Source organism: Salinimicrobium catena, from assembly GCF_900102915.1.
Classification (GTDB): domain Bacteria; phylum Bacteroidota; class Bacteroidia; order Flavobacteriales; family Flavobacteriaceae; genus Salinimicrobium; species Salinimicrobium catena.
This window is the reverse complement of record NZ_FNGG01000001.1, coordinates 308,946-333,116: the sequence shown is the minus strand read 5'-3', so window position 1 is coordinate 333,116 and position 24,171 is coordinate 308,946. Positions and strand designations below refer to the sequence as shown.

22 protein-coding genes and 1 tRNA gene are annotated in these 24,171 nt (G+C 45.1%); 11 read left to right on the top strand and 12 right to left on the bottom strand.

The features are described 5' to 3' along the window. The first annotated feature begins 2 nt into the window (after positions 1-2). Positions 3-1,118 carry a DUF3078 domain-containing protein gene (locus BLS64_RS01515; RefSeq protein ID WP_245693351.1) on the top strand — a complete coding sequence of 372 codons (1,116 nt, stop codon included), beginning with the start codon at positions 3-5 and terminating at the stop codon, positions 1,116-1,118. 6 nt (positions 1,119-1,124) lie between these two features. Here the strand turns inward: BLS64_RS01515 and BLS64_RS01510 are convergent, their stop codons facing one another. From BLS64_RS01510 to BLS64_RS01490, 6 genes are all read right to left on the bottom strand, one after another. Further along, on the bottom strand, positions 1,125-3,932 hold the full coding sequence (locus BLS64_RS01510) for a T9SS type A sorting domain-containing protein (protein ID WP_093111035.1): 2,808 nt from the start codon (positions 3,930-3,932) through the stop codon (positions 1,125-1,127). Positions 3,933-3,981: 49 nt separating this feature from the next. Continuing rightward, complete coding sequence (locus BLS64_RS01505; RefSeq protein ID WP_093112233.1) at positions 3,982-5,325, bottom strand: deoxyguanosinetriphosphate triphosphohydrolase; 1,344 nt, start codon at positions 5,323-5,325, stop codon at positions 3,982-3,984. A gap of 97 nt (positions 5,326-5,422) precedes the next feature. After that, positions 5,423-5,575, bottom strand: a complete 153-nt coding sequence (locus BLS64_RS15125; RefSeq protein WP_176763404.1) for a hypothetical protein — start codon at positions 5,573-5,575, stop codon at positions 5,423-5,425. A 23-nt stretch (positions 5,576-5,598) separates the two neighbouring features. Next, on the bottom strand, positions 5,599-8,040 hold the full coding sequence (locus BLS64_RS01500) for a ribonucleoside-diphosphate reductase subunit alpha (RefSeq protein ID WP_093111032.1): 2,442 nt from the start codon (positions 8,038-8,040) through the stop codon (positions 5,599-5,601). Positions 8,041-8,182: 142 nt separating this feature from the next. Further along, positions 8,183-9,160 carry a ribonucleotide-diphosphate reductase subunit beta gene (locus BLS64_RS01495; protein WP_093111029.1) on the bottom strand — a complete coding sequence of 326 codons (978 nt, stop codon included), beginning with the start codon at positions 9,158-9,160 and terminating at the stop codon, positions 8,183-8,185. A gap of 370 nt (positions 9,161-9,530) precedes the next feature. Then, a complete protein-coding gene (locus BLS64_RS01490; RefSeq protein WP_093111027.1) occupies positions 9,531-10,103 on the bottom strand; it encodes a DUF3109 family protein in 573 nt (190 codons plus the stop codon). A gap of 117 nt (positions 10,104-10,220) precedes the next feature. On the opposite strand from BLS64_RS01490, the gene BLS64_RS01485 reads away from it, so the two are divergent. Both BLS64_RS01485 and BLS64_RS01480 read left to right on the top strand, forming a co-directional pair. After that, positions 10,221-10,796: a MarC family protein gene (locus BLS64_RS01485; protein ID WP_093111025.1), complete on the top strand. Its 576-nt coding sequence runs from the start codon at positions 10,221-10,223 to the stop codon at positions 10,794-10,796. Beyond that, on the top strand, positions 10,793-10,990 hold the full coding sequence (locus tag BLS64_RS01480; RefSeq protein WP_093111023.1) for a hypothetical protein: 198 nt from the start codon (positions 10,793-10,795) through the stop codon (positions 10,988-10,990). The genes BLS64_RS01485 and BLS64_RS01480 overlap by 4 nt, the downstream gene beginning before the upstream one ends. A 130-nt stretch (positions 10,991-11,120) precedes the next feature. On the opposite strand, the gene BLS64_RS01475 is transcribed toward BLS64_RS01480, so the two are convergent. The 3 genes from BLS64_RS01475 to BLS64_RS01465 all read right to left on the bottom strand — a co-directional run bounded on the left by BLS64_RS01475 (position 11,121) and on the right by BLS64_RS01465 (position 13,836). Next, positions 11,121-12,713: a S41 family peptidase gene (locus tag BLS64_RS01475; RefSeq protein ID WP_093111021.1), complete on the bottom strand. Its 1,593-nt coding sequence runs from the start codon at positions 12,711-12,713 to the stop codon at positions 11,121-11,123. Beyond that, positions 12,710-13,141 carry a deoxycytidylate deaminase gene (locus tag BLS64_RS01470; protein ID WP_093111019.1) on the bottom strand — a complete coding sequence of 144 codons (432 nt, stop codon included), beginning with the start codon at positions 13,139-13,141 and terminating at the stop codon, positions 12,710-12,712. The genes BLS64_RS01475 and BLS64_RS01470 overlap by 4 nt, the downstream gene beginning before the upstream one ends. A 107-nt stretch (positions 13,142-13,248) precedes the next feature. Further along, a complete protein-coding gene (locus tag BLS64_RS01465; RefSeq protein WP_093111017.1) occupies positions 13,249-13,836 on the bottom strand; it encodes a HupE/UreJ family protein in 588 nt (195 codons plus the stop codon). A gap of 355 nt (positions 13,837-14,191) precedes the next feature. Here BLS64_RS01465 and BLS64_RS15120 point away from each other — a divergent pair, with 355 nt between their 5' ends. Beyond that, positions 14,192-14,353, top strand: coding sequence for a hypothetical protein (locus BLS64_RS15120; RefSeq protein ID WP_176763403.1), 162 nt, complete (start codon positions 14,192-14,194; stop codon positions 14,351-14,353). After that, the gene (locus BLS64_RS01455; RefSeq protein ID WP_093111014.1) at positions 14,354-14,866 is read left to right on the top strand and encodes a DUF2490 domain-containing protein; all 513 of its coding nucleotides are present in this window, start codon (positions 14,354-14,356) and stop codon (positions 14,864-14,866) included. Positions 14,867-14,885: 19 nt separating this feature from the next. Here the strand turns inward: BLS64_RS01455 and BLS64_RS01450 are convergent, their stop codons facing one another. The 3 genes from BLS64_RS01450 to BLS64_RS01440 form a co-directional block, all read right to left on the bottom strand. Further along, positions 14,886-15,233 (bottom strand): response regulator transcription factor, encoded by a 348-nt coding sequence (locus BLS64_RS01450; protein ID WP_093111012.1) that lies wholly within the window; start codon positions 15,231-15,233, stop codon positions 14,886-14,888. Positions 15,234-15,250: 17 nt separating this feature from the next. Then, a complete protein-coding gene (locus tag BLS64_RS01445; protein ID WP_093111010.1) occupies positions 15,251-17,608 on the bottom strand; it encodes a PAS domain S-box protein in 2,358 nt (785 codons plus the stop codon). A gap of 229 nt (positions 17,609-17,837) precedes the next feature. Beyond that, positions 17,838-17,919: transfer RNA gene (locus tag BLS64_RS01440), tRNA-Leu, on the bottom strand. Positions 17,920-18,139: 220 nt separating this feature from the next. On the opposite strand from BLS64_RS01440, the gene BLS64_RS01435 reads away from it, so the two are divergent. The 6 genes from BLS64_RS01435 to serS all read left to right on the top strand — a co-directional run bounded on the left by BLS64_RS01435 (position 18,140) and on the right by serS (position 24,144). Next, on the top strand, positions 18,140-19,081 hold the full coding sequence (locus tag BLS64_RS01435; RefSeq protein ID WP_093111009.1) for a ribose-phosphate pyrophosphokinase: 942 nt from the start codon (positions 18,140-18,142) through the stop codon (positions 19,079-19,081). 126 nt (positions 19,082-19,207) lie between these two features. Beyond that, the gene (locus BLS64_RS01430; RefSeq protein WP_093111007.1) at positions 19,208-19,837 is read left to right on the top strand and encodes a 50S ribosomal protein L25/general stress protein Ctc; all 630 of its coding nucleotides are present in this window, start codon (positions 19,208-19,210) and stop codon (positions 19,835-19,837) included. 72 nt (positions 19,838-19,909) lie between these two features. Then, positions 19,910-20,539: an aminoacyl-tRNA hydrolase gene (gene pth, locus BLS64_RS01425; protein ID WP_093112231.1), complete on the top strand. Its 630-nt coding sequence runs from the start codon at positions 19,910-19,912 to the stop codon at positions 20,537-20,539. Positions 20,540-20,548: 9 nt separating this feature from the next. Next, positions 20,549-21,487 carry a bifunctional riboflavin kinase/FAD synthetase gene (locus BLS64_RS01420; protein WP_093111005.1) on the top strand — a complete coding sequence of 313 codons (939 nt, stop codon included), beginning with the start codon at positions 20,549-20,551 and terminating at the stop codon, positions 21,485-21,487. Further along, positions 21,477-22,796: an HTTM domain-containing protein gene (locus tag BLS64_RS01415; protein WP_093111003.1), complete on the top strand. Its 1,320-nt coding sequence runs from the start codon at positions 21,477-21,479 to the stop codon at positions 22,794-22,796. The genes BLS64_RS01420 and BLS64_RS01415 overlap by 11 nt, the downstream gene beginning before the upstream one ends. Before the next feature lie 76 nt (positions 22,797-22,872). After that, a complete protein-coding gene (gene serS / locus BLS64_RS01410; RefSeq protein WP_093111001.1) occupies positions 22,873-24,144 on the top strand; it encodes a serine--tRNA ligase in 1,272 nt (423 codons plus the stop codon). Positions 24,145-24,171: the final 27 nt, after the last annotated feature.

Below are 24,171 nucleotides of genomic sequence, written 5' to 3'. Positions count from 1 at the left end.
CTATGCCCAGATTATACCTAAGCCTACTGTTTTTGATCTTTTCGGCCGTGACCTACGGCCAAATTACTAATCCTACACAACAGGACAGCCTAAGAACCGATACGGTCGTTTTGGATACAATATACATGCGCCCACCTACTACACCAATGCTTACCGATTTTGCCTCTGTAGGCCCGCCGATCATGAAGATGGAAGTGACCGAAGAGATAAAAACCGATAACGTCATTGCTGATACCACTGTAGTGGTAAGGGAAAGGATCACGTACTGGAAAAAGGTGAACAAGGTAGGGCTTAACATGACCGAAGTGGCCTTTGTCAACTGGAACTCGGGTGGTAACAACTCTGTTTCGGCCTTGATGCACGCTCTCTTCGGAAGGAGATACAAAAAAGAACTTTTAAACTGGAACTCTACCCTGTCCATCAAATATGGTTTGAACGCCCAGGAGGGGAGGGAGCTGCGAAAGACGGAAGACGCACTTGAGATCAACTCTAACTTCGGGTACAGAAGAGATTCCATCAGCAACTGGTATTATTCGGCAAAGCTCAACTTTAACACCCAGTTCACCTACGGGTATCGATATCCCAACACAGATGAGCCGATCTCAAAATTCATGGCGCCCGGTTACGCTTTCGTGGGGGTAGGGACCGAGTATTCCTCCCCAACCGAAGATCTTACGGTGTATATTTCGCCCGTGACCGAGAAATCCACTTTCGTGCTTGACCAGGAACTGGCCAATGAAGGGATGTTCGGGGTAACTCCGGCAGTAAAAGACGAAGAAGGAAACATCATTCAGCCTGGAGAAAAAGTAAGGACAGAATTCGGGTTTTTGATCAGTAGTGATTTTAGCAAACAGATCTTTAACAATATTGGTCTCTCCAATCAGCTTCGGCTTTATTCCGATTATTTGAACAAATTCGGTAACGTGGATGTAGACTGGGAACTGAACGTTGACCTGAAGGTGAATGATTATGTGAAGGCCAACGTGGGTTCACACCTTAAGTATGACGACGATGTCAAGTTCAAGAAAGACATTGACGGCGACGGAAAGCTGGATACCGGCGGACCTAGGATTCAATGGAAGCAGCTTTTGGGAGTAGGGCTGGTGTATGAGTTCTAAGAAAATCTATTTCCTTATTACTTTTTCGACCTGCCGGTTTCCTGAAAATTGGGTTTGTATGAAATAGATCCCGGAAGCCTCTTTGGTAAGATCTACCTGTTCGGGAATGTTTGACATCAACTGGAAACGAGAAACCTGTACCAGCTGTCCCTGCAGGTCATAAACGTACACTTCAGCAGGACCAGATCCATTCGCTGTTAGCAGGTTAAAAGTACCATTAGATACCGTGGGATAAACGGCTATCTTTCCATCCGTAATCCCTCCTCCTTCAGAAGGTGAAGTAGTGAATTGCCCCGAGAAAATTCCGCGGCCGTAAGATGCGGCATAGACCTCATTTGTTCCTTTTTTTAGATCAAGATCGGTGACCTTAACATCGCTCATCCCGTTGTAAGCCTGTTTCCAGGAGGGACGGTCGCTGTCGAAATTGTCGCTGAACCATATTCCTAGTTCGGTTCCCAGGATCACTTCCTGTGAATTGACAGGATTGGGTAGTATGGCAAGTACCGGGAGGTCTGGCAGGTCTCCTTCCTTGCTTACCCACGTGGGATTAGTATCCAGGGCATTTTTGGTGTGCCAGACGCTTTTAACCCCGTAATTGTAGAAAGTGACATAGATCTCAGCTTCAGTACTCCCGAATTCAATATCTGAAATACTTCCCACAAATTGTGAACTGCCGATATTTTTCCAGTTCGCTTCCGAAGAAGCGCCATGGGCATTTTCCAGCCTCAGAAGCTTTCCGTTCACCAGCCCAAGCAATACTGTGCTGCTGTTGGTCTGGTATGGGGAAACGGCAAGCGCGCTAATAGAAGCGTCCAGCAATGAATTTGAAAGGGAAGTGCGGGAAGCCACCACATCGTTATCGGTCAGGTTATCTCCTACGGGTTTAAGATCGGTCAAATTATCATAACGGTATAGTGTACCTTCGGGGCCATTGGAATATAATTTGTCGAGGTTGGAATCCAATGTCTGGGGATTGATAAAAAATCCATCCCTGTCCTCATTATTGGCAATGAGGGTTACTTCATTCTGGCTGTAGTCGTAGGCGATGATGAGGTCATTGTAGACGAGGTTCGCGATCAAATAGTCTGTATCTACCTGGTCATAGAAGGAATGGGCGCCATCCCCACCTAAAAAACCAAGGGAGGTGTGATCCTGCTTCTGAAATAACTGAGTGCCGTTGTCCTGGGTGCCTCCAAGGTAGTAATCGCCGGTTGCGAAGGTTCTGGGTGCTACGGCAACAGAATAGAATTGCGTAGTGATGTAATCTCTTTGCGGGGAGATGAAGACATCATTGTTCGCTGCTGCGGAAAGATCCCTGGCGAATGATACTCCGCCATCATGACCAAAGATTGCCTGATTGCTGTTACCGGGCCGGAACTGCATGACATGATGATCTGCATGCACTTCTGAAATGGGTGAACTCTTGTAGAGGCCTTCCTTGTTCCATTTCGAGATCTGTCTCCAGGTAGTTCCGCCATCGGTAGATCTGAAAAGATTGATGCCTCCCACGTACACGGTATTGTCGTCATTCGGATCTGATTCCACCATTAAATTATAAAATGCCTGGCCTCGCGCGAAATCGTTGGGTGAGATCCCATCGTAATCAATGTCTGCGGGTTCCGGAAGGCGATTCAGCGTAGTAAAGGCGTCAGTGGTGATCCAGATGTCAGCTTCTTCTGTATTGGCTGTTTCGGCCAGGATGTAGAACTTATCAGGGTCTATTTGTGATGCTTCTATTTCTGTTCGCAGTACACCTGGTATGGTATTGATGAGCGTGAACTGAGTATCTGCTCCTTTTTCTTTTTTAAAGATCTTTCCTCCCCTTGAACCGGACTGTCCAGGCGATTCGGTGGTCGCCACCCAAAGGTTTCCGTTTACATCTATTTCAAAATCATTAAAGGAGTCATCCTGTAAGATTCTTTCCCAATTGCTGCCGCCGTCTAGACTTCGGTATAGTCCGCGGTCGTAAAACCCCATGAAATTATAGGGGTTACGCGCATTGGCATAGATATGAGTACTCACCCCTATGTAGACTTCAGTCTCATTCCCATTATCCCAGGCCTGGATGTCATTAATATAATGTAGTCCCCCAACCACTTTTGCATTTTCCCCGGATCCGGGGGTACTGAATTTCTTCACATCAAGGACTTGCGTCCAGGAAGCACCGCCATCTGTGGTCTTGTATACTCCCGTGCCCATAACATCACCAGCAGTATACTGCTCGCCTGTTCCCACGTACCAGATATTTGAGTCACGAGGATCTACAGTGATGCATGAAATATTGAGATTAGCCGGTAACCCGCTAACCTGTTGCCAGGACGAGGTTTCGCGGGTAATGTCATTGTTTACCCACAATCCACCGCTAATGGCACCGGCAAAAACCCTTTTTGCATCTGGGTCATTCGGGTCGAAAAGCAGCACGCGGGTCCTTCCACCGACATTGACCGGGCCACGGGACCTCCAGGAATTATCTGCGGTTTCTCCCGGGGCTTTGGTATAAGACTTTTCCTTTTTTCTCTGTTTTTTCAGTTTTTCATGCAGCTCCCTTACTTTATATGGTTCGGGATAACCCAGCGCCGGATTCATGGTGAGGTATTCCATGAGTTCGTAATAAGCATTGGGAGGAATTCCCTCCTGGATCTTTTCCAGCCTTGAAAGCCCGGAATCTTTTTTAGGAGTTTTCTTCTTCAGGAATTCCGAATGTTTTTTCCGGATATCTGAAATGCGTGCAGAGCCATGGTCTGTGATCTGGTAATAACAGAAGACGACGGCAAATATCAGGACCGGAAATGTGAAATAGATTCTGTTTTTCATGCTGGGTTAAAAACCTCTGTAAGGAAGGGGTTTGTTAAAATACGAAAAATTATATTTTCAGGCCTTTAAATTTTTTAAACGAAGCCACAATGTTACTGTCTGTAAGGGAAGAAATGTAGCTGCAAACCTTGATAAGTTTTCCGTAAACCGAAAGATCCTCATATTCTTCGGCATTTGGGATCATTTTTAAGACCAGCCTGTTGTAATTGGTAGGAGCCGTGCCTTCTTCGGGTAAAAGCGCCTGGGTGTAGGTGTCCAGCAAGTGAGATAGCATCTGGTATCCGGCGATTTCCTTTCCTATGACCTCCTCGCTCTGGTAGATCTTGTCTACACTTATCTTGATGATATCTGCGATCTGCGCCTCATAACGGCTTTTGTCAAAAAGGGATTTATGAAACTCTCCTTTTAGAATGGCTTCTTCGTTTTCAAGGAAGATCTCTACAGCTTCCGTTATAAGCGTGTTTATCGCAAGGGCCCTGAGGTAGCTCAGCCTGTCTGCCCGGGTTTCCAGGTTGTGGTACTTTTTGGTATTGATGGAATCCTTGACCAGTTTGATCAGGTATTCCAGGGCATATTCCTCCTGGATAAGCCCCAGGTTGATGCCGTCCTCAAAATCAATTATTGTATAGCAAATATCATCTGCAGCCTCTACGAGGAATGCCAGCGGATGCCGGTGAAATCTGGCATTTTTGGATTCTCCTGTGGAGATGAGCCCTAACTCTACAGCAACTTCCTTAAAGAACTCTTTCTCGCTTTGAAATACCCCAAACTTCTTATCGCCAATATTGGTAGTGGGTTTATGCGGAAGGGATTCCTTAGGGTACTTTATGAATGCACCGAGAGTTGCATATGAGAGACGCACTCCGCCGGGAATTCCCGGACGGTCTTCTGTAAGGATCTTGAAGCCGTTGGCATTTCCTTCAAACTTGATAAGATCCTGGTATTCTTCCGGAGTTAGCTGATCTTTAAATCGTTTTCCATTACCGTTGCTGAAATATTCTCCTATGGCCTTTTCTCCGGAATGTCCGAATGGCGGATTTCCAATGTCGTGGGCCAGGGCAGCCGCGGCGACAATGGCCCCAAAATCGTTCATTTGGTAGCCGTGAATGGTGCGAAGGTGCGGATGCTTTTCAAGGATCTTCTGCCCGGCAAGCCTGCCCAAGGAACGCCCCACTACCGAAACTTCAAGGCTGTGGGTTAGCCGGGTATGTACGAAATCTGTTTTAGAAAGCGGGATGACCTGGGTCTTGTCCTGCAGGCTCCTAAAGGCCGAAGAAAAAATGATACGATCATAATCCACTTCAAAGCCAAGGCGGGTCTCGTTTTGTTCCTTGCGCAGCCTTTTATTTGTATCTCCCGCCTTTCTTAAGGACAGGAGCTGTTCCCAGTTCATCATTTTTTTAAATTTTTCACCGGTTCCAAAAATAGCAAAAAAGGGAAGCTATCTTTTGATCGCTTCCCTCTTTTGTGGTTTCAGGTGATTTTTCATCTTACCAGTTGATGAAAATTTGCTCCAGTTCCTCCGTTTCTGGGAGAATATCGTCTATGTCTAGCAGATCTTCGAATCCGGACATAAAAACGGTGGAGGGCATGCTTTGATCGTTAATGATCTCTTCTTCTGAAAAAACGGTAACTGTTGCCATTTAGAGTTGGTTATTTAAATTTATTATGAGCCACACATTAAACAATCATCTCCCTCGGCCTCTTTTGATTGTGCGATCAGGGCCCGAAGTTCGTCGGGGGAGAGGGATGTTCCTTCCGGGGCGATGGGCTTGGCCGGCGCTGTAGAAGGTTTTTTATTTTCTTCGGAAACCTGCTGCGGCAGGTCTTCCTTCTTTTCTTCTTTGGTTAGGGTGAATTTGATCGCGTCTACAGCGCTTTTTGTCCGCAGGTAGTACATACCTGTCTTCAGGCCGCTTTTCCAGGCGTAAAAATGCATGGAGGTGAGCTTGCTGAAATTCGCGTTTTCCATGAACAGGTTAAGGGACTGCGACTGGTCTATAAAATAGCCGCGATGCCGCGACATGTCAATAATGTCTTTCATGCTGAGTTCCCAGACGGTTTTGTACAGCTCCTTCAGGTCCTGCGGAATGATGTCTATGTTTTGGATGGAACCGTTCGAACGCATAATGGCGTTCTTGATCTCATCATTCCAAAGATCCCGTTCCACGAGGTCTTCGAGCAGGTGTTTGTTCACAACGATAAATTCTCCGGAAAGTACCCTCCTGGTGTAAATATTTGAAGTGTACGGTTCAAATGCCTCGTTATTGCCAAGGATCTGTGAAGTGGATGCCGTAGGCATGGGTGCTACCAAAAGGGAGTTTCTCACCCCGTTCTTGAGCACCTGTTTTCTCAGTTTTGCCCAGTCCCACCTTCCGCTGAGGTCTTCATCTTTAATGCCCCACAGGTTGAACTGGAACTGCCCTTTGCTCATAGGCGAACCTTCGTAAGAAGAATATGGACCTTCTTCTTTGGCCATTTCCATTGAAGCAGAAACGGCTGCAAAATACAGGGTTTCAAAGATCTCCTGGTTCAGTTTTTTGGCCTCGTCACTGGTGAAGGGCATCCGAAGTTTAATGAAAGTATCTGCCAGTCCCTGCACGCCTAAACCTACCGGGCGATGCCTGAAATTCGAATTTTCAGCCTCTTTTACCGGGTAGTAATTTCGGTCTATGACCTTGTTCAGGTTGCGGGTAACTCTTTTTGTAATTCGGAATAGTTCCTTATGATCAAACTCATTGCCTTTGATGAACATGGGAAGGGCTATGGATGCCAGGTTACAAACCGCAACTTCATCTTCGCTGGTGTATTCAAGTATTTCGGTGCAAAGGTTAGATGATCTTATGGTTCCCAGGTTCTGCTGATTCGATTTTCGGTTAGCCGAATCTTTGTAAAGCATATATGGGGTTCCCGTTTCAATTTGAGATTCAAGGATCTTCTCCCAAAGTTCTCGTGCCCTTATGGTTTTTCGACCTTTATCTTCGGCCTCGTATTTTTCATAGAGTTTTTCAAACTCTTCCCCGTGTTTGTTGTAAAGATCCGGACATTCGTTGGGGCACATCAACGTCCATTGAGCGTCTTCTTCCACGCGTTTCATAAAAAGATCGGGGATCCACATAGCGTAAAACAGGTCGCGGGCTCTCATTTCCTCTTTTCCGTGGTTCTTTTTCAGGTCAAGGAAATCGAAAATATCGGCATGCCAGGGTTCTACATAAATAGCGAATGAACCTTTTCTTTTTCCGCCGCCCTGGTCCACGTATCTCGCGGTGTCATTAAAAACGCGGAGCATGGGCACGATCCCGTTCGAAGTTCCGTTGGTTCCGGAGATATATGAGCCGGTAGCTCTTACATTATGTATAGAAAGACCTATTCCACCCGCCGACTGACTTATCTTAGCGGTTTGCTTCAGGGTATCGTAAATGCCGTCAATGCTGTCATCCTTCATGGTTAAAAGGAAACAGGAAGACATCTGTGGTTTCGGAGTTCCCGAATTAAAAAGTGTAGGGGTGGCGTGGGTGAAATATTTTTTAGACATCAGCTCATAGGTCTCTATGGCCGCGTCAAGATCATCTGGATGAATTCCTAGGGAAACGCGCATCAGCATGTGTTGCGGACGCTCGGCGATGTTCCCGTTTAGCTTCAGAAGATAGGATCTTTCCAGGGTCTTGAATCCGAAGTAATCGTACTGGAAATCCCGATTGTAAATAATGGTGGAGTCAAGCCTTTCCTTGTTCTTCTGGATCACTTCGTAAACATCATCGGCAAGAAGGGGGGCTTTCTCACCGGTGCGGGGGTTGACATACTCATAAAGATCTGTCATCACCTCCGAAAAGGTCTTTTTGGTGTTCTTATGCAGGTTGGAAACGGAGATTCGGGCGGCAAGCTTGGCATAGTCAGGGTGAGCGGTGGTCATGGTGGCCGCGATCTCCGCAGCAAGGTTGTCCAGTTCGCTCGTGGTCACCCCGTCATAAAGTCCTTCAATAACCCGCATGGCCACCTTTACAGGGTCTACCAGTTCATTGAGGCCATAGCACAATTTTCTCACGCGGGCCGTGATCTTGTCGAACATGATTGGTTCTTTACGGCCGTCTCGTTTCTCTACATACATATCAGTACTTTCTTTTTTTAACGCTGGTTCAATATGGGATGTAGGATTCCCGCAGGTTCAAATAAACCCGAAAAAACAGTTTAATTTATTTATAGGAAAACAATACCGCGCTTGGGGGACGCGGAATTGTTTTTCAAGGTGCCTAAAAATCGGCGTCGAAACTGATCTTGTCAGATTCTTTATCTTTATTCATCACACCGGCCTTTTGGTACTCCCCAACTCTCTTTTCGAAGAAGTTGGTTTTTCCCTGCAGGTTGATCATATCCATGAAATCGAAAGGATTGGCTGTTCCATATTCTTTCTCACAATCCAGTTCTACTAGCAATCTGTCAGTAACGAATTCCAGGTATTGGGTCATCAATTTAGAGTTCATTCCAATCAGGCTGACCGGCAATGACTCTGTGATGAATTCTCTTTCTATATTCAGGGCATCCACGATGATCTCGCGAATACGCTCTTTTGGCACTTTATTCACCAGGTGGTTGTTGTGCAGATGCACGGCAAAGTCACAGTGCACACCTTCATCTCTTGAAATAAGTTCATTTGAGAAGGTCAGCCCCGGCATTAGCCCACGTTTCTTAAGCCAGAAAATTGAGCAGAAAGCTCCCGAAAAGAAAATGCCTTCTACCGCGGCAAAAGCGATAAGCCTTTCGGCAAAAGAATCTGATTCTATCCACTTCAATGCCCACTGGGCTTTTTTCTGAATGGCGGGAAATACTTCAATGGCCTTGAAAAGTTTGTCCTTTTCCTTTTCATCTTTTACGTAAGTATCGATGAGCAGGGAATAGGTTTCTGAATGGATGTTCTCCATCATGATCTGGAAACCGTAGAAGAATTTTGCTTCGGAATACTGCACCTCATTGACGAAATTTTCGGCCAGGTTCTCATTTACGATCCCGTCAGAAGCGGCAAAGAAAGCAAGAATGTGCTTGATGAAATATCGTTCATCCGCAGTAAGTTTCTGGTTCCAGTCGGTAAGGTCCTGATGCAGGTCAATTTCTTCCGCGGTCCAGAAGCTTGCTTCCATTTTTTTATACCAGTCCCAAATATCGTGGTGCTTGATGGGGAAGATGACAAAGCGGTCTTTGTTTTCCTGTAAAATGGGCTCTACTTGGGACATGTTTTCAAGTATTTTATTAATTCTTTGGTTAGTTGCTTAACAAATATTGGAAAATCAGGCAGATATATAAAGGCAGCAGCAGAAACGTTTTCAACAAAGTTTTCAACACGGCAAGCCCGCAGTGTTATTGATGTTACGTTAAACTATACTTGTAAATTACTGTAAAATAGACATTTATAAGTTGTTAATAATTTTAATAAGATCTGATAGGTTTTGGAATCCCCTCAATTGTGAACAGTGGATATCAAATGCAAAAAAGGCCGTGAATTTTGCACTTCTCAAGAGTGTTGGAGAAATAGAGGCATAAAAATAAAGCTTCAAAAGAGGATTTGAAGCTTGTCTATTTGTTTTGATCTATTGAGTAGGCTGCTTATTTTTTCTGAAGCTGCTGGGCTGTTTTTTCAAGTTCAGTGTACCAGTCTTCTCCGTATTTCCTGATCAGAGCGTCCTTAACGAATTTGTAAACAGGCACCTGAAGCTCTTTTCCAAGGGTGCAGGCATCGTCACAAATTTGCCAGTGGTGATAGTTCACTGCGGAAAATTCCGAATAATCCTGCGTCCTCACGGGATATAAATGGCAGGAAACAGGCTTTTTCCAGTCTATGTGCCCCTGGTTGTAGGCTTCCTCGATCCCGCAAAGGGCGGTGCCTTTCTTGTCAAAAGTAACATAAGCACAGTCAGCTCCGTCAATTAAGGGGGTTTCAAATTCGCCGTCTTCACCTATCACAGAAGTTCCCTGTTCTTCTATGGCTTTGATTCCGGCCTCACGAAGAAAGGGTTTAACTTTTGGATAGATATCCTCCAGGATCTCGGTTTCCTTTTCTTCCAGGGGAGCCCCGGCATCTCCCGCAATACAGCAGGCACCTTTGCAGGCAGAAAGGTTGCACACAAAATCCTTCTCCAGGATCTCTTCACTAACTATGGTTTTGCCAATTTGAAACATGCGGCAAAAATACATTTTAAACTCCTTATTTTAAACCCATAGCCCCGCATTTTCTTCAAAAACTCTGAAGTAGTTGTCTTTATTAAGATTTTCGCTGTATTTTTGCACGAATTTATTATGGAGCTGAATTTTAGGGAAATAGCAACGGCCAGTATGGTGCTCTTCGCGGTGATCGATATCATTGGGAGTATACCCATTATCATCGACCTGCGGAAGAAAGCCGGCCACATACAAAGTGAAAAAGCCACAATAGTAGCCGGTTTGCTTATGATCGCTTTTTTGTTTGTGGGGAAGGAGATCCTCAACCTTATTGGGATAGATGTGAACTCGTTTGCAGTTGCCGGTTCATTGATCCTTTTCTTCCTTGCCCTGGAAATGATCCTGGGGATCACGCTTTATAAGGATGAAGCTCCCGAAACCTCTGCGGTGGTGCCGCTTGCTTTCCCGTTAATAGCCGGTGCGGGAACCATGACTTCCATACTTTCCCTGCGGGCCGAGTATGCAACGGTCAATATCATAGCCGCCATTGTCATAAATATAATTTTCGTTTACATCGTGTTAAAATCCTCTGGCAAGATCGAGCATTTTCTTGGGAAACAGGGGATTAACGTGGTTCGTAAAATTTTTGGGGTGATCCTGCTGGCTATTGCAGTCAAGCTCTTTGCCGCCAACATAAAAAGTCTGTTCATATGAAAATCTTCATTTATTCCCTGCTGGTCATTGCCGTGGCTTTGATCATTTATAACTTTACTTTTGTTGACTTCGCAAATCCTCTTGCCGGCGACAGCGCAACCGCATTGATAGGAATTCTTGCCTCTAGCTGCGTGGTAGTATTAATGGTGATCTTGCTGATGTCTCGTGCTATTTCTGAAAAAGCTGGGGAATAATCCCCTTTTGACGAAAAGCTGGAATTAAGTTGAATTATCCTTTTTTTAACTGAAGATTTTTACTTCGGAAGGAGAGCTGAAAAACCATTGTATGAAGGGATGAGTTCTCGTGAACCTGAAGCTGCCCGAACTACTCTTCCGAAGAAAGTTCGATCACCTTTTCGATCATCCTGTCGCCTTCATTGACGATCTGTTCAAAAGCATTGCTGCCAAAAAGCTGCTGGGCCATGGTAGCCTTAAGATATCTCTTTAGCACCGGCCTGTACTCGGTGATCTTCACCTGAAAGTTTTCCCTGCGGGTAAATTCCCTGAACTGCTGCAGGATCTCCTCACTGACCATTTCGGTTTGAAGGAATTCTTCAAAATCAAGAGAATTATAATATCCCCTGTCGTTTTCGAGCACTTCGAAAATGAACCTGTCCATATAACCGCTTCTTAGCATCAGGTTAAGGCTTTCCTTTTCAAAATTAGTGTCTTTCGGAACGAAAACATCTGGAATGATCCCTCCGCCACCGTAAACTACTTTTCCGCCGGGAGTAACATACTTGAGAGAGTCTGCTACAGAGATACTGTCGGCGCTTATAAGTTCTCCGTTCTTGTAGCGGTTGAGGTAATCATTGAAATATTCTTCGTTTCCGTGGTCATAAGGTTTTTGGATAGACCTTCCGGTTGGTGTGTAATACCTGGCAATGGTGAGCCTCACCGCACTGCCATCGCCAAGAGCCATTTCTCTTTGTACAAGGCCTTTTCCATAAGAACGCCGGCCTACAATGATACCTTTGTCGTTATCCTGTAAAGCGCCGGCCACTATCTCACTGGCCGATGCCGAATTTTCGTTGATAAGGACAAATAACTTTCCTTTTTCAAAATTCCCTTTTTTGGTGGCAAAGGTCTTTTCAATGGCTCCTTTCTTATTCCTGGTGAGGAGAATGAGCTTATCATCGGGCAAAAATTCATCTACGATCTGGGTAGCTTCAGCCAGGTATCCTCCGGGATTGTTACGCAGGTCAAGCGCGATCTGTGTAGCGCCTTTCTGCTTTAGTTCTAAAAGACTTTCCCTGAATTCCTGATAAGTGGATTCTGCAAAACGATTGATCTTGATGTAACCCAGGTGTGGGGCGAGCATATATGCGGCGTCAACGCTGCGTAGCGGGACACGGCCTCTTCTTACGTTAAATTCAAGAAGTTCTGGCACTCCTTTTCTGTAGATCTTGAGAACGACCTTGGTATTCTCTTCTCCTTTAAGATGTTCGGTAATTGAGTCGTTACTGATATTCTTGTTGAAAAGAGGCTTACCGTTGGCATAAAGTATGCGGTCTCCTCCCTGTATTCCCACTTTTTCACTGGGACCGCCTTCCAGTGGCTGAATTACAGCAATTGTATCATTGACATTATAGAAACTAACTCCTATACCCACGAAGTCGCCTTTCATGCTTTCGCTAAGGCTGGCATATTCCTGTTGGGGAATGTAGACGGAATGTGGATCGAGATCGGTAAGGATGCCATTTACGGTAACATCTACAATGCTGTCAATATTCACATCATCTACATACTCATATTCAATGTAGTCTATGAGGCGGGCGAGTTTTTCTTTTTTCTTGTTATTTGAAAGCAGGGAATTTGAGGTGTAACTAGAAAAATCAAGGGCTGCGCCTAATAGTACCCCAACGGCACAGGCGAATCCCAATAACAATGGCAAGTATTTTCTCGAGTTACCTTTCAATCGTCAAGGTCATCAATTTGTTGAACTTCAACTCCGGCTTTTCTAAGGAATTGAAGTCCGGAATCGTCTTTGTAATTTACCATATAAACCAGTCGTTTAATGCCAGACTGGTGGATCAATTTACTGCACTCTTTACAGGGAGACATGGTAATGTATAAAGTGGCTTCCCTGCAGGACTGCGTAGAACCGGCTACTTTTAGAATGGCATTGGCTTCTGCGTGCAGAACATACCATTTGGTGTAACCATCTTCATCTTCACAAGCGTTTTCAAAACCGGTGGGGGTGCCGTTATATCCGTCGGAAATGATCATCCTATCTTTCACAATAAGTGCGCCAACCCGTTTTCGCTTACAATGTGACAGTTTACTCCATTCCCTGGCTATCCTTAGATATGCCTTGTCGTATTTTAATTGCTTCTTTTTCTGCATGGTGTAAATTAACGTGCAATATAAGAAGCTTTTGAAATAACTTTTCCAGCTCTACTAAAATATTGCAGGCGTGAAGTTAAAACAATTTCCCGACGTTAAATTTTTGCTTAGAGGGCAAGATAATTTTCAATAAGAATAGGCAAGATCACTCCTATCACGATCGAAGAAACCACAAGGATCCAGTCGCGACGGCTAACGCCAAACAAGCCCTGAAATATAAAGGCAAGTACCAACACAATTATCACCACGATCAATTGGGCGGCTTCAATTCCCAGGGCAAATTCCAGCAGGGGCAGAAATTTGCTTTCGGTTCCTGCAGAGATCACCTTGAAGTAAGACGAGAACCCGAGTCCGTGGATCACTCCAAAGAAAAGGGAGGTTACGTAGAGCAGGGTAATGTCTTTTTTGTTCTCCATCTTTTTCGCGGTGACTATGTTGAAGACCGCTGTGATAAATATGGATGCAGCAATAAGGAATTCCACCCATTTAGTGTTCACTGAAACAATTCCGTAGACCGAAAGGAACAGCGATAAGGTATGGCCCAGGGTAAATAAAGTGACCAGCCAGATGACTCTCTTGGCACCGTGAAAAGTGTGGCAGGCAACTAATACTATTAAAAATAAAATGTGATCATAAGCCTGCCAGTCAAGTACGTGTTCCAGGCCCAGTTTGAAGTATAACCAGAATTCTGACATAATTTGGGGGGTGTTGAAGGCCCCGAAAGTACAACATCTCGATAAAAATGCCAAGACCGGCAGTTAATGAAATTAATTCACCAATAGGTATTAGGGAGAAAATTGCCTGAACCTGAAGAGTTTTTTCATTTTTACGGAAAACCGTAAAAAACTCATTTTAGAAATGTCTATTTTTGAATAGTTTATTAATTGTTAACGGTATTGCGAACAGCTTTTTGAAACTGCTGTTCCAAAAAATAACCGACTTTCCGTGAAGGACCAGATAGTGTAGGGGTTACTGGTACTTCTTTTGGGGTCGGTTTTTTTGTTTGCCGAAAGAACTGTTATTTTAGAGGCTGCTAATGAAAAAGAACCCATGGGTGGCAAATTATTCCCTTTCCTGATCATCTTCTTTGTGCTTCCCGGAAGCAGCGTCTTTGCTCAAAATGCCTCTTCCTATTTCTATGAAAACGAACTGGGCATTTCACTGTTCCTTGATAAAGAGTGGTCAATGGATATAGGTGTAGGAAACCGCTGAATGCTTCAGGAGAGATCTAACGGGGAGAGAATTTCCGGTTATCAACATGACCATCTGGAATTGAACCATTTCACCAATTATATAACAAACGAATCCTTAGTGCTTAGCCTTGGCCTTAGATACAGGTTCAGGGAAATGTTTAATTCCTTAAGTACAGATGAGTTCAGGATCATTGAGCAGGCCGAGATCTCGCCGCAGGCTTCCGTATTTTCTCACCGGGTCAGGCTGGAACAGCGGTTCAGAAAAATCATAATTCATAGATTGAGATATGAACTTTCCTTTTCAAGACCTCTTGGTTCCAGTCTTGACTTCATGGCCGCCACCGAAGCTCTGTATGCTGTTGCGGCCGAAACTAAACCTGAAGCAGAACAGCGTTTCTCAATAGGAATTGAAAATACTTCCTTCAAAGATCTTGAGCTGGGGCTGGGCTTTGAATACAGAATGGAGAATTACACCCGCCAACTGGCACATGAATTCTTTTTAACTACAGAACTGACCTTAAACCTGAACTAAGGCAATTGCTTTTTGGGTTCTAGGCGAACTGCTTACCTATTCGCAAAAGAAGTTCATCAACATCAAATGGTTTGGCGATAAAATCATTGGCTCCCTCCAGGCGATCCACATTTGCGTGGGCCGACATGAGAACTACCGGGATATGGCTGGTTTCCTCTGACTCCTTAAGGTCTTTGCACAGGTCAAGGCCATTGCCGTCTGGTAGCATGATATCGAGCAGAAATAGGTCGGGCACCTGTTCTTTTACGGTTTTTTGAAAAGTCCTTGCGTTGGGAAAAGCCTGTACAGAATAATCCTGAGTGGTGAGTAAAAACTCGACCAGTTCACGTATTCCTTCGTCATCTTCAACAATAAAAATCTTTTTCATAGGTCGCTAAAATATTTTTACCTGAGACTATTACTGTTATATAGCCTATTTTGTGTTTCTAATTTTTTCATGGGCAGGGTGAAGCAGAACTCTGAACCTTTTCCATACTCGCTGGTAACTTCGATCTTTCCCCGATGTCGGTCAATGATCTGCTTTGTTAGGTACAGGCCCAAACCTAGTCCGCTTATCCCCGTAGTATCTTCGGCCCTGTAAAAACGGGTGAAAAGTTGTCTTTTTTGGTCTTCAGTAAGACCAATGCCTTCATCTCTTACCTTTAACCTTACATGATTTTCCGTCACCTCCAGGCTCACGTAAATAGCATCGGCTCTGGGTGAATATTTTATGGCGTTCGTCAACAGGTTAAGTATGGCCTGTTCGATGCGTTGTTTGTCACCTTCAATCATTGCTGCTGAATTTCCCAGATCTTTTACCACTTTATGAGTTTGAGATGAATAAGTGAAGGTGTCGATGAGGTCATGAAGCATCTCTTTGAGGTCAAACACTTCCAGGTGAAAGTTCAGTTGCCCGGCCTCGATCCTGGACATGTTGAGAAGGTCTTCAACAAGCGTGTTCAATTTGTCTACCTGGTTAAGCGATCTGCTTAAAAAATGCTGCGGCATGCCTTCCTGTTTGAGCTTTGAAAGCACCTGTATATATCCTTTTATAGTAGTTAGCGGGGTCTTTAGTTCATGGCTTGCAAGTGCGATGAATTCATCCTTTTTGGCACTTAAAGACTTCACCTGTTCAAAAAGCTTGGAATTTTCAAGAGAAACGGCGGCCTGGGCAGCAATGTTCATCACCATTAGCTCGTGTTCTTCGGTAAAAGCCCCGGCAGCTGGATGTCCAAATTGCAAACCGCCAATGAGAAAACCTGATTTAGAGATGATTGGCACGGCCAGGTAACTTTTTATGGGGGAGTTTTGTGTAGAAATTCCGAAGGGAAAGCCCTTTTTTATTTTATTGTGGTGATTGCTAATGTCGTCTACTCTTACTACCTCTTCCGGAATGAACGAAGATTCGAATACCCGGGAGTGAGATGTTTTTACCGAATTTCCTGAAGGTAATTGATATTCCGAAGTGGTGAAAAGACGCAAACCACCTTCTTTTTCTCCGGTATTTTTATAAAAACATGCTCCGTAAGCGGCTCCTGTAAGATCGGTAGTGGCATCGGTTACCCGCTGAAGTATGCCTTTCACATCCAGCTTTTCAGAAATGCTTTTCCCTACCGAATTTAGGATCTCGAGATTCTTGATATATTTCTCCATGGCAACCTGAGACTCCACCTGGGCGCTGATGTCACGCGCTACTTTTGAGGCTCCGATTATTCTGCCATGGCTGTCTTTAATTGGGGAAACAGTGATTGAAACCGGGATCTCTCTACCCGATTTGTGTCTTCGGATGGTCTCGAAGTGATCGATCTTTTTCCCGTTAATGACCCGGTTTATGATCACGTCTTCTTCCTGTAGCCTTTCTTTTGGGAACAAAATTTTGATCGATTTCCCTATCACCTCCTCTTCCATGTAACCAAATATCTGTTCGGCGCCCCTGTTCCAGCTCATGATGATGCCGTTTAGGTCTTTGCTGACAATGGCATCATCTGAAGATTCTACGATAGCCGAAAGCATGGCCTGCTTTTCCTCGACCTGCAATTTATCGCTGATGTCCCTGGCCACTTTTGAAGCGCCAATGATCTTTCCCGATGCGTCTTTTAGAGGGGAAACCGTGACCGAGATCGGGATCTCCTTTCCCGATTTGTCAAGACGGATGGTCTCGATATGGTCGATCTTCTTTCCCTCCCTGATATTGCTGATTATATAGGTTTCTTCATTGAGGCGGTCCTGCGGAATGAGCATGGTAATTTGCTTTCCAAGCGCTTCCTTTTCTGTATATCCAAAGATCCTTTCAGCGCCGGCATTCCAGCTGGTGATCTTTCCATCAAGATCCTTGCTTACAATAGCGTCATCAGAAGATTGCTCGATGGCCGAGAGGGTGACCTGTTTGATATGGTCTTTGTGCCGGTCGCTGATGTCTACCAATGTAAAATAGCTCCCGGTGATTTCTTTTTTTTCGTTGTGCTTAAGCTGAGGATATACCAGCAGGTTTCGAAAAGAGCCCTCGGGCAGCTCTATTTTAATTTCAAATGGCTTCTGAAGCCTTTCGTCTTTTGCGGCCCGGGCCATAGGAGAGTCCTCCTTGGGTAGTGGTGAACCGTCAGGACTGCATAGCTTTAAAGAACCGCACCAGCTTTCCTCACCCACAACCGGTTCCCTGCCCCAAAGAGCCGCGGCTGACCGGTTGTAATAACTGATCTTGCCATTGGCGTCACAGGTATAAAAGGCAACCGGGGAATCATCAAATAATTCTTTAAAATGCATAGGGGCTTGTCCTTTTCAACAGCTTCTTTTTCAATTACTAATGTTAGAAGATTGACTTCAGGTTTCAAAAATTGGGCGGTAAATATAAGATTTCGAGTGTGCTTTGGGCAAAAGCAAAGGAATCTTATAATTCCTTTAACACAACTTGGACAAGAATATCCTAATTGAATGAATTGAAGGTAGTAGGAAAAGAAAAACCCCGAAAAATTGAATTTTCCGGGGTTTCTTGTACTCGAGGTGGGAATCGAACCCACACGACCGAAGTCACTGGATTTTGAATCCAGCGCGTCTACCAGTTCCGCCACTCGAGCATTAAGATGTCTTTTAAGAACCTTTCCGCTTTAAGCTTTAGCTCAAAGTGGACGGCAAAAGTATGAATTTTTTGGTTTTTACAAATAATATTTTTTGGATTTTTCACGCTTTGTATAGCTGCTTTTTCACTCGGTAGAAAGCCTAAGCCTTGGGATGCTCACAACAAATTAATTTCTAAATTTGCAGGGCAAACAACAACCTATACAAAAACAACACAACATGTCTAATGTAATTACCGAAGCCAAGATCTTTTCCTGTACGCAGAGCAGGAGCGTCGCTGAAAAAATAGCAGAATCTTACGGCAGCAAACTGGGGAATGTGATCACTTCCACCTATAGTGATGGAGAATTCCAACCCTCTTTTGAAGAGTCTGTAAGAGGATCACGTGTCTTTATTATTGGTTCCACCCATCCAGGGTCAGACCATTTAATGGAATTGCTGCTAATGCTTGATGCGGCCAAAAGGGCATCGGCAAGGCATATTACCGCCGTGATTCCTTATTATGGGTGGGCAAGACAGGACCGTAAGGACAAACCACGTGTTCCTATCGCTGCAAAGCTTATTGCCAAAATGCTGGAAACTGCAGGGGCAACGAGAATCATTACCATGGACCTGCACGCAGACCAGATCCAGGGGTTCTTCGAAAAACCGGTTGACCACTTGTTCGCGTCTACTATTTTTCTTCCTTATTTGAGAAGCCTTGAGCTGGATAACCTTACCATCGCTTCTCCAGATATGGGTGGATCAAAAAGGGCATACGCATATTCCAAAGCCATGGAAAGCGATGTGGTCATCTGTTACAAGCAAAGGGCCAAGGCTAACGTGATCTCTCATATGGAGCTTATTGGTAACGTTGAAGGAAAGAACGTGGTTTTGGTGGATGACATGGTAGATACCGCCGGCACTCTTACCAAAGCAGCCGATGTGATGATGGAAAGAGGCGCGAAAAGCGTCAGGGCCATCTGTACCCACCCGGTACTTTCGGGAGAAGCCTATGAGCGTATCGAGAACTCCAAACTCCTGGAGCTTATTGTGACCGATTCTATTCCTATGAGACAGGAAAGCAAGAAAATAAGAGTTGTGAGCTGCGCCGAGTTGTTTGCCGATGTGATGAGCCGTGTGCACAACAACAGGTCCATCAGTTCCAAGTTCATCATCTAAAATGGCCTTTTGAAAGAAGATCCTTCCGAAGCATTTACAGAGATCGACACCTCTATAAAATATTCGCTGCGAAGCTTTTAAAAGCTGGAAAAAAAGAACTACTTTTGCAGCCTAAAATTTTTAACAATGAAATCAATTACGATCAACGGATCTAAAAGAGAAAGCGTAGGCAAGAAAGCTACAAAAGCCTTACGTAATGCTGGACAGGTTCCTTGCGTATTATACGGGGGAGATCAGCCATTACACTTTGCAGCAGATGAGATTGCCTTCAAAGACTTAGTGTACACACCAGATGTTCACACTGTAGTTATTGAATTGAAAGACGGAGAAAAGTTTGATGCTGTTCTTCAGGATATCCAATTCCACCCGGTAACCGATGCTATTTTGCACATCGATTTCTACCAGATCTTCGAAGACAAAGAGATCTCTATGGAAATCCCTGTACATACTACCGGTATCGCCCGTGGAGTTAAAAATGGTGGGGTGTTGCGTTTCAACCTTCGCCGCATGAGAGTGAAAGGTCTTCCTGGAAATCTTCCAGATTTCATCGAAGCCGATATCACTCCGCTTAAGATCGGTAACAAATTGTATGTTACTGCTCTTAAAAGCGATGACTATAAGATCATGCACCCAGATAACACTGTGGTTTGCCAGGTTAGAACTTCTCGTAACGTTGTCGCTCTTGATGAGGACGAAGAAGAAGAAGGAGAAGAAACAGCAGCTGACGAAGTACCGGCTACTGAGACTAACGAATAAGACTTTACAAGTTTTCGATCATAAAAGCATCCCGGTTTCGGGATGCTTTTTTATTTTTACAAAAAGGATAGTATGCTCTCTTTCTTCGGAAGATTGATCCATAAGCAGAAAATTGAAAAAGAAAAAATTCCCCCTATGAAGAAGTTTCTTATCGTTGGGCTGGGGAACATTGGCCCTAAATACCACAATACAAGACATAATATAGGATTCAAAGTGCTCGATTTTTTAGCCGAACAGGAGTCCCTCACCTTTGAAACCCAGAAGCTGGGTGATGTTACCACCTATAAGTTCAAAGGCCGCATCTTCATTCTGCTGAAGCCTTCCACTTACATGAACCTGAGCGGAAAAGCGGTGAACTACTGGCTTCAGAAAGAAAAAGTGCCACTGGAGAACCTTCTTGTGATCACAGACGATCTTAATTTACCCTTCGGAACGATCCGTGTAAAGACCAAAGGCAGCGATGGCGGTCACAACGGACTTAAAGACATCCAGGCACAGCTTAACACCACAAAATATAACAGGTTTCGGTTTGGAATCAGCGATGAGTTTTCCAAAGGCAGGCAGGTAGACTATGTGTTGGGAGAATGGGATGAAGAGGAGGAAAAGCAGCTTCCCGAACGGCTTAAGAAGTCGGTGGAAGTGATAAAATCTTTCGGCACGGCGGGAATTAACAATACAATGAATACCTTTAACGGAAAATAGCTTTTTACTTTGAAAGAACATAAAGGAGCCCATGCTTTCAATAGTTCCCATCATACGGTGGTGACCATTGGTACGTTTGACGGGGTGCATGTGGGTCATCAAAAAATAATCGAAAAGCTGGTGAATACCGCGAAAGCGGGAAATCTGGAGTCAGCCATTCTTACTTTTTTTCCGCATCCCAGGATGGTGCTGCAAAAAGATGCGGGCATCAAGCTCATCAATACCATCCAGGAACGCAAAGAGATCCTCGCCAGGTCGGGTGTTGATCATATCATCATTCATCCTTTTACCCAGCAGTTCTCCCGGCTAAGCGCCAGGGAATTTGTTCGGGATATTTTGGTGCATAAGCTAAGGGCGAAAAAAGTGATCATTGGTTACGATCATCGCTTTGGCCGCAACCGTACGGCCGATATTGAAGACCTGCGGGAATTTGGCCGCGAGTACGGCTTTGATGTTGAAGAGATCTCCAAGCAGGACGTGGAGGAAGTGGCGGTAAGTTCTACCAAGATCAGGAACGCGCTGCTGGAAGGGCATGTGGAAAAAGCCAATCGCTACTTGAGCTATCCTTTTTCCCTCGCCGGCACTGTGGTGAAAGGAAAAGGCCTGGGGAAGGAATTTGAATATCCCACTGCCAACCTTCATATTGAAGAAGAATATAAACTAATTCCGAAGAACGGAGTGTATGTGGTGCGGGCCGAAATTGACGGCGAGCAGCACTTCGGAATGATGAACATTGGAACAAATCCTACTGTGGGTGGTACAGAAAAGACCATAGAAACCCACTTTTTGGACCTTGAAAAAGACCTCTACGGAAAATATATCAGCATTGAACTTTTAACCCGGATCAGGGATGAGAAGAAATTTGATTCGGTGGAGAGTCTCAAGCGGGCCATGAAGCAGGATGAGGCCTTTAGCAGGCAGTACATTAAAGACAATTATGTTCAATAAATGGCTATTTACCCGAATTGATAATTCAGCACTGATCGTTTTCAGGATCATCTTTGGGGCCTTGCTGGCTCTTGAAGCATTCGGGGCCATTTTTACCGGGTGGGTGTGCCGCACCTTCATGGAGCCCGAGTTTACCTTCAATTTTATAGGCTTTGAATTCCTCCAGCCCCTTCCGGGAAATGGAATGATCTGGTGGTACGCTGTGCTGGGTGTCCTGGGGCTCTTTGTGATGGTCGGCTTCAAATACCGCTGGTGCGTCTTCTTTTATGGCCTGTTATGGGCGGGAGTTTACCTTATGCAAAAATCCTCCTATAACAATCATTATTACCTGTTGATGCTGCTGTGTTTTTTGATGGTCCTGGTGCCTGCACATCGCTATGCTTCGGTTGATGTTTGGCGGGATCCGCAGAAGAAACGGCAAAGCATGCCCCGTTGGGTGTGGCTGCTTATTGTTGGGCAAATGTGGATCGTCTACACCTACGCGGCCATCGCAAAACTTTATCCCGACTGGTTCAATGGTAGATTCATCAAGGTGTTAATGGCACCGCGGGAAGATTACTGGTTGATAGGTGATTTCCTCCAGCAGGAATGGGTGCATTACGGCATCGCCTATTTCGGATTTTTCTTCGATCTGCTCATCATCCCGCTCTTGCTTTGGAAAAGGACCCGCATTTTCGCCTTTTTGGCCGCCATATTTTTTCACCTTTTCAACAGCTACGTCTTCCACATTGGGATCTTTCCTTACCTGGCGCTGGCTTTTACCCTTTTCTTTTTTTCTTCGGAAAAGATCAACAGACTTTTTCTCTGGAAAAAGCCTTATTACGATAAAAAAGAGCTCGAAATTCCCGCTTACCGGAAGCCTTTGCTGATCTTTCTTGGTATCTGGTTCGTGGTGCAGCTTTTGTTGCCCGTAAGGCACTGGTTCATTCAGGATGATGTGCTGTGGACCGAAGAAGGCCACCGACTTAGCTGGCGCATGATGCTGCGCTCCAAAAGCGGGATCATCAAGTTCAAGGTGGTGGACAAGGCCAACCGGCAGGATACGATCATTGTTGACCAAAAAGAATACCTGTCATCAAAGCAGCTGCGGGCCATGCCTTCAAAACCAGATCTTATCTGGCAGTTTGCGCAGCGTCTTGAAAAGGAGTATGCAGAAGAAGGCAGGGAAGTGGAAGTCTATGTGAAAAGCAGGTTGAGCGTGAACGGGAGGCCTTACCAGCCATTTATAGATCCTTCGGTTGACCTGGCAAAAGTGAAGTGGGACCATTTTAGGCACGCCCCCTGGATTTTACCTTCCTCCATTGACTAATGTTCATGGGCTTTTGTTATTTTTGTTGCCTAAGCCGGAAAATTCACTCCGGTAAACCTTCAAAAAACAGAAATTTATGTTACAGGTAGCCAATATTCGGGCGAATAAAGAGGCGTATATCGAGGCCTTGAAAAAGAGAAATTTTGATGCCGAACAGCTCTTTTCCGAAGTGCTGGATCTTGACGAGACCCGTCGTTCCACGCAGGCTGAACTGGATGAAACTCTGGCCGAGTCCAATAAACTTTCCAAAGAGATAGGCTTGATGTTCAAGAACGGCGAACATCAAAAAGCGAATCTTTTAAAAGAAAAGACTTCCGAATTAAAGGAAACCTCCAAAAGCCTTTCAGAAAAGCTGGCAGATACCACTGCGGCCCTGAATCGGCATTTGTACAATATTCCCAATATACCTAACGCCATTGTGCCTGCGGGAGCTTCAGAAGAAGATAATGAAGAGATCTTTAAGGAAGGCGAGGTGCCGCAACTGGCCGAAGGCGCATTGCCGCACTGGGAACTCGCGAAGAAATATGATATTATAGATTTCGAGCTGGGCAACAAGATCACCGGCGCCGGATTTCCGGTATATAAAGGCAAAGGTGCTCGCCTGCAAAGAGCGCTTATCGCCTACTTTTTGGACAAGAACGTGGCCGCCGGCTATACCGAGTACCAGATGCCGCTTTTGGTGAACGATGCTTCTGGATACGGAACAGGGCAGCTGCCCGATAAGGAAGGGCAGATGTACCACGTGACCGAAGACAACCTGTACCTGATCCCAACCGCCGAAGTTCCCGTTACGAACATGTTCAGGGATGAGATGCTTGCTGAAAGTGACCTGCCTATTGCCTGTACGGGCTATACCCCATGCTTTAGAAGAGAGGCCGGATCTTACGGGGCTCATGTTCGCGGACTGAACAGGCTGCACCAGTTTGACAAGGTGGAGATCGTTCGCATTGAAAAACCTGAAGATTCCTATGCCGCTTTAGACGGAATGGTGGAGCAGGTGAAAGACATTCTGCGGGAACTGAAACTGCCTTACAGGATCTTGAGACTTTGTGGCGGAGACCTCGGTTTTACCTCTGCGCTTACTTATGATTTTGAAGTGTTTTCTACCGCGCAGGACCGCTGGCTGGAAATTAGTTCATGTTCCAATTTTGAGACTTTCCAGGCAAACCGCCTGAAGCTGAGATACAAGACCGCTGACGGTAAAAAGCAACTGGCTCACACCCTTAACGGAAGTTCCCTGGCATTGCCGCGCGTGCTGGCCGGGATCCTTGAAAATTACCAGACACCTGAAGGAATCAAAATACCAGAGGTGCTTGTTCCTTATACCGGCTTTGACATGATAGATTAACTCTTATAATCTTCAATACAACACCAA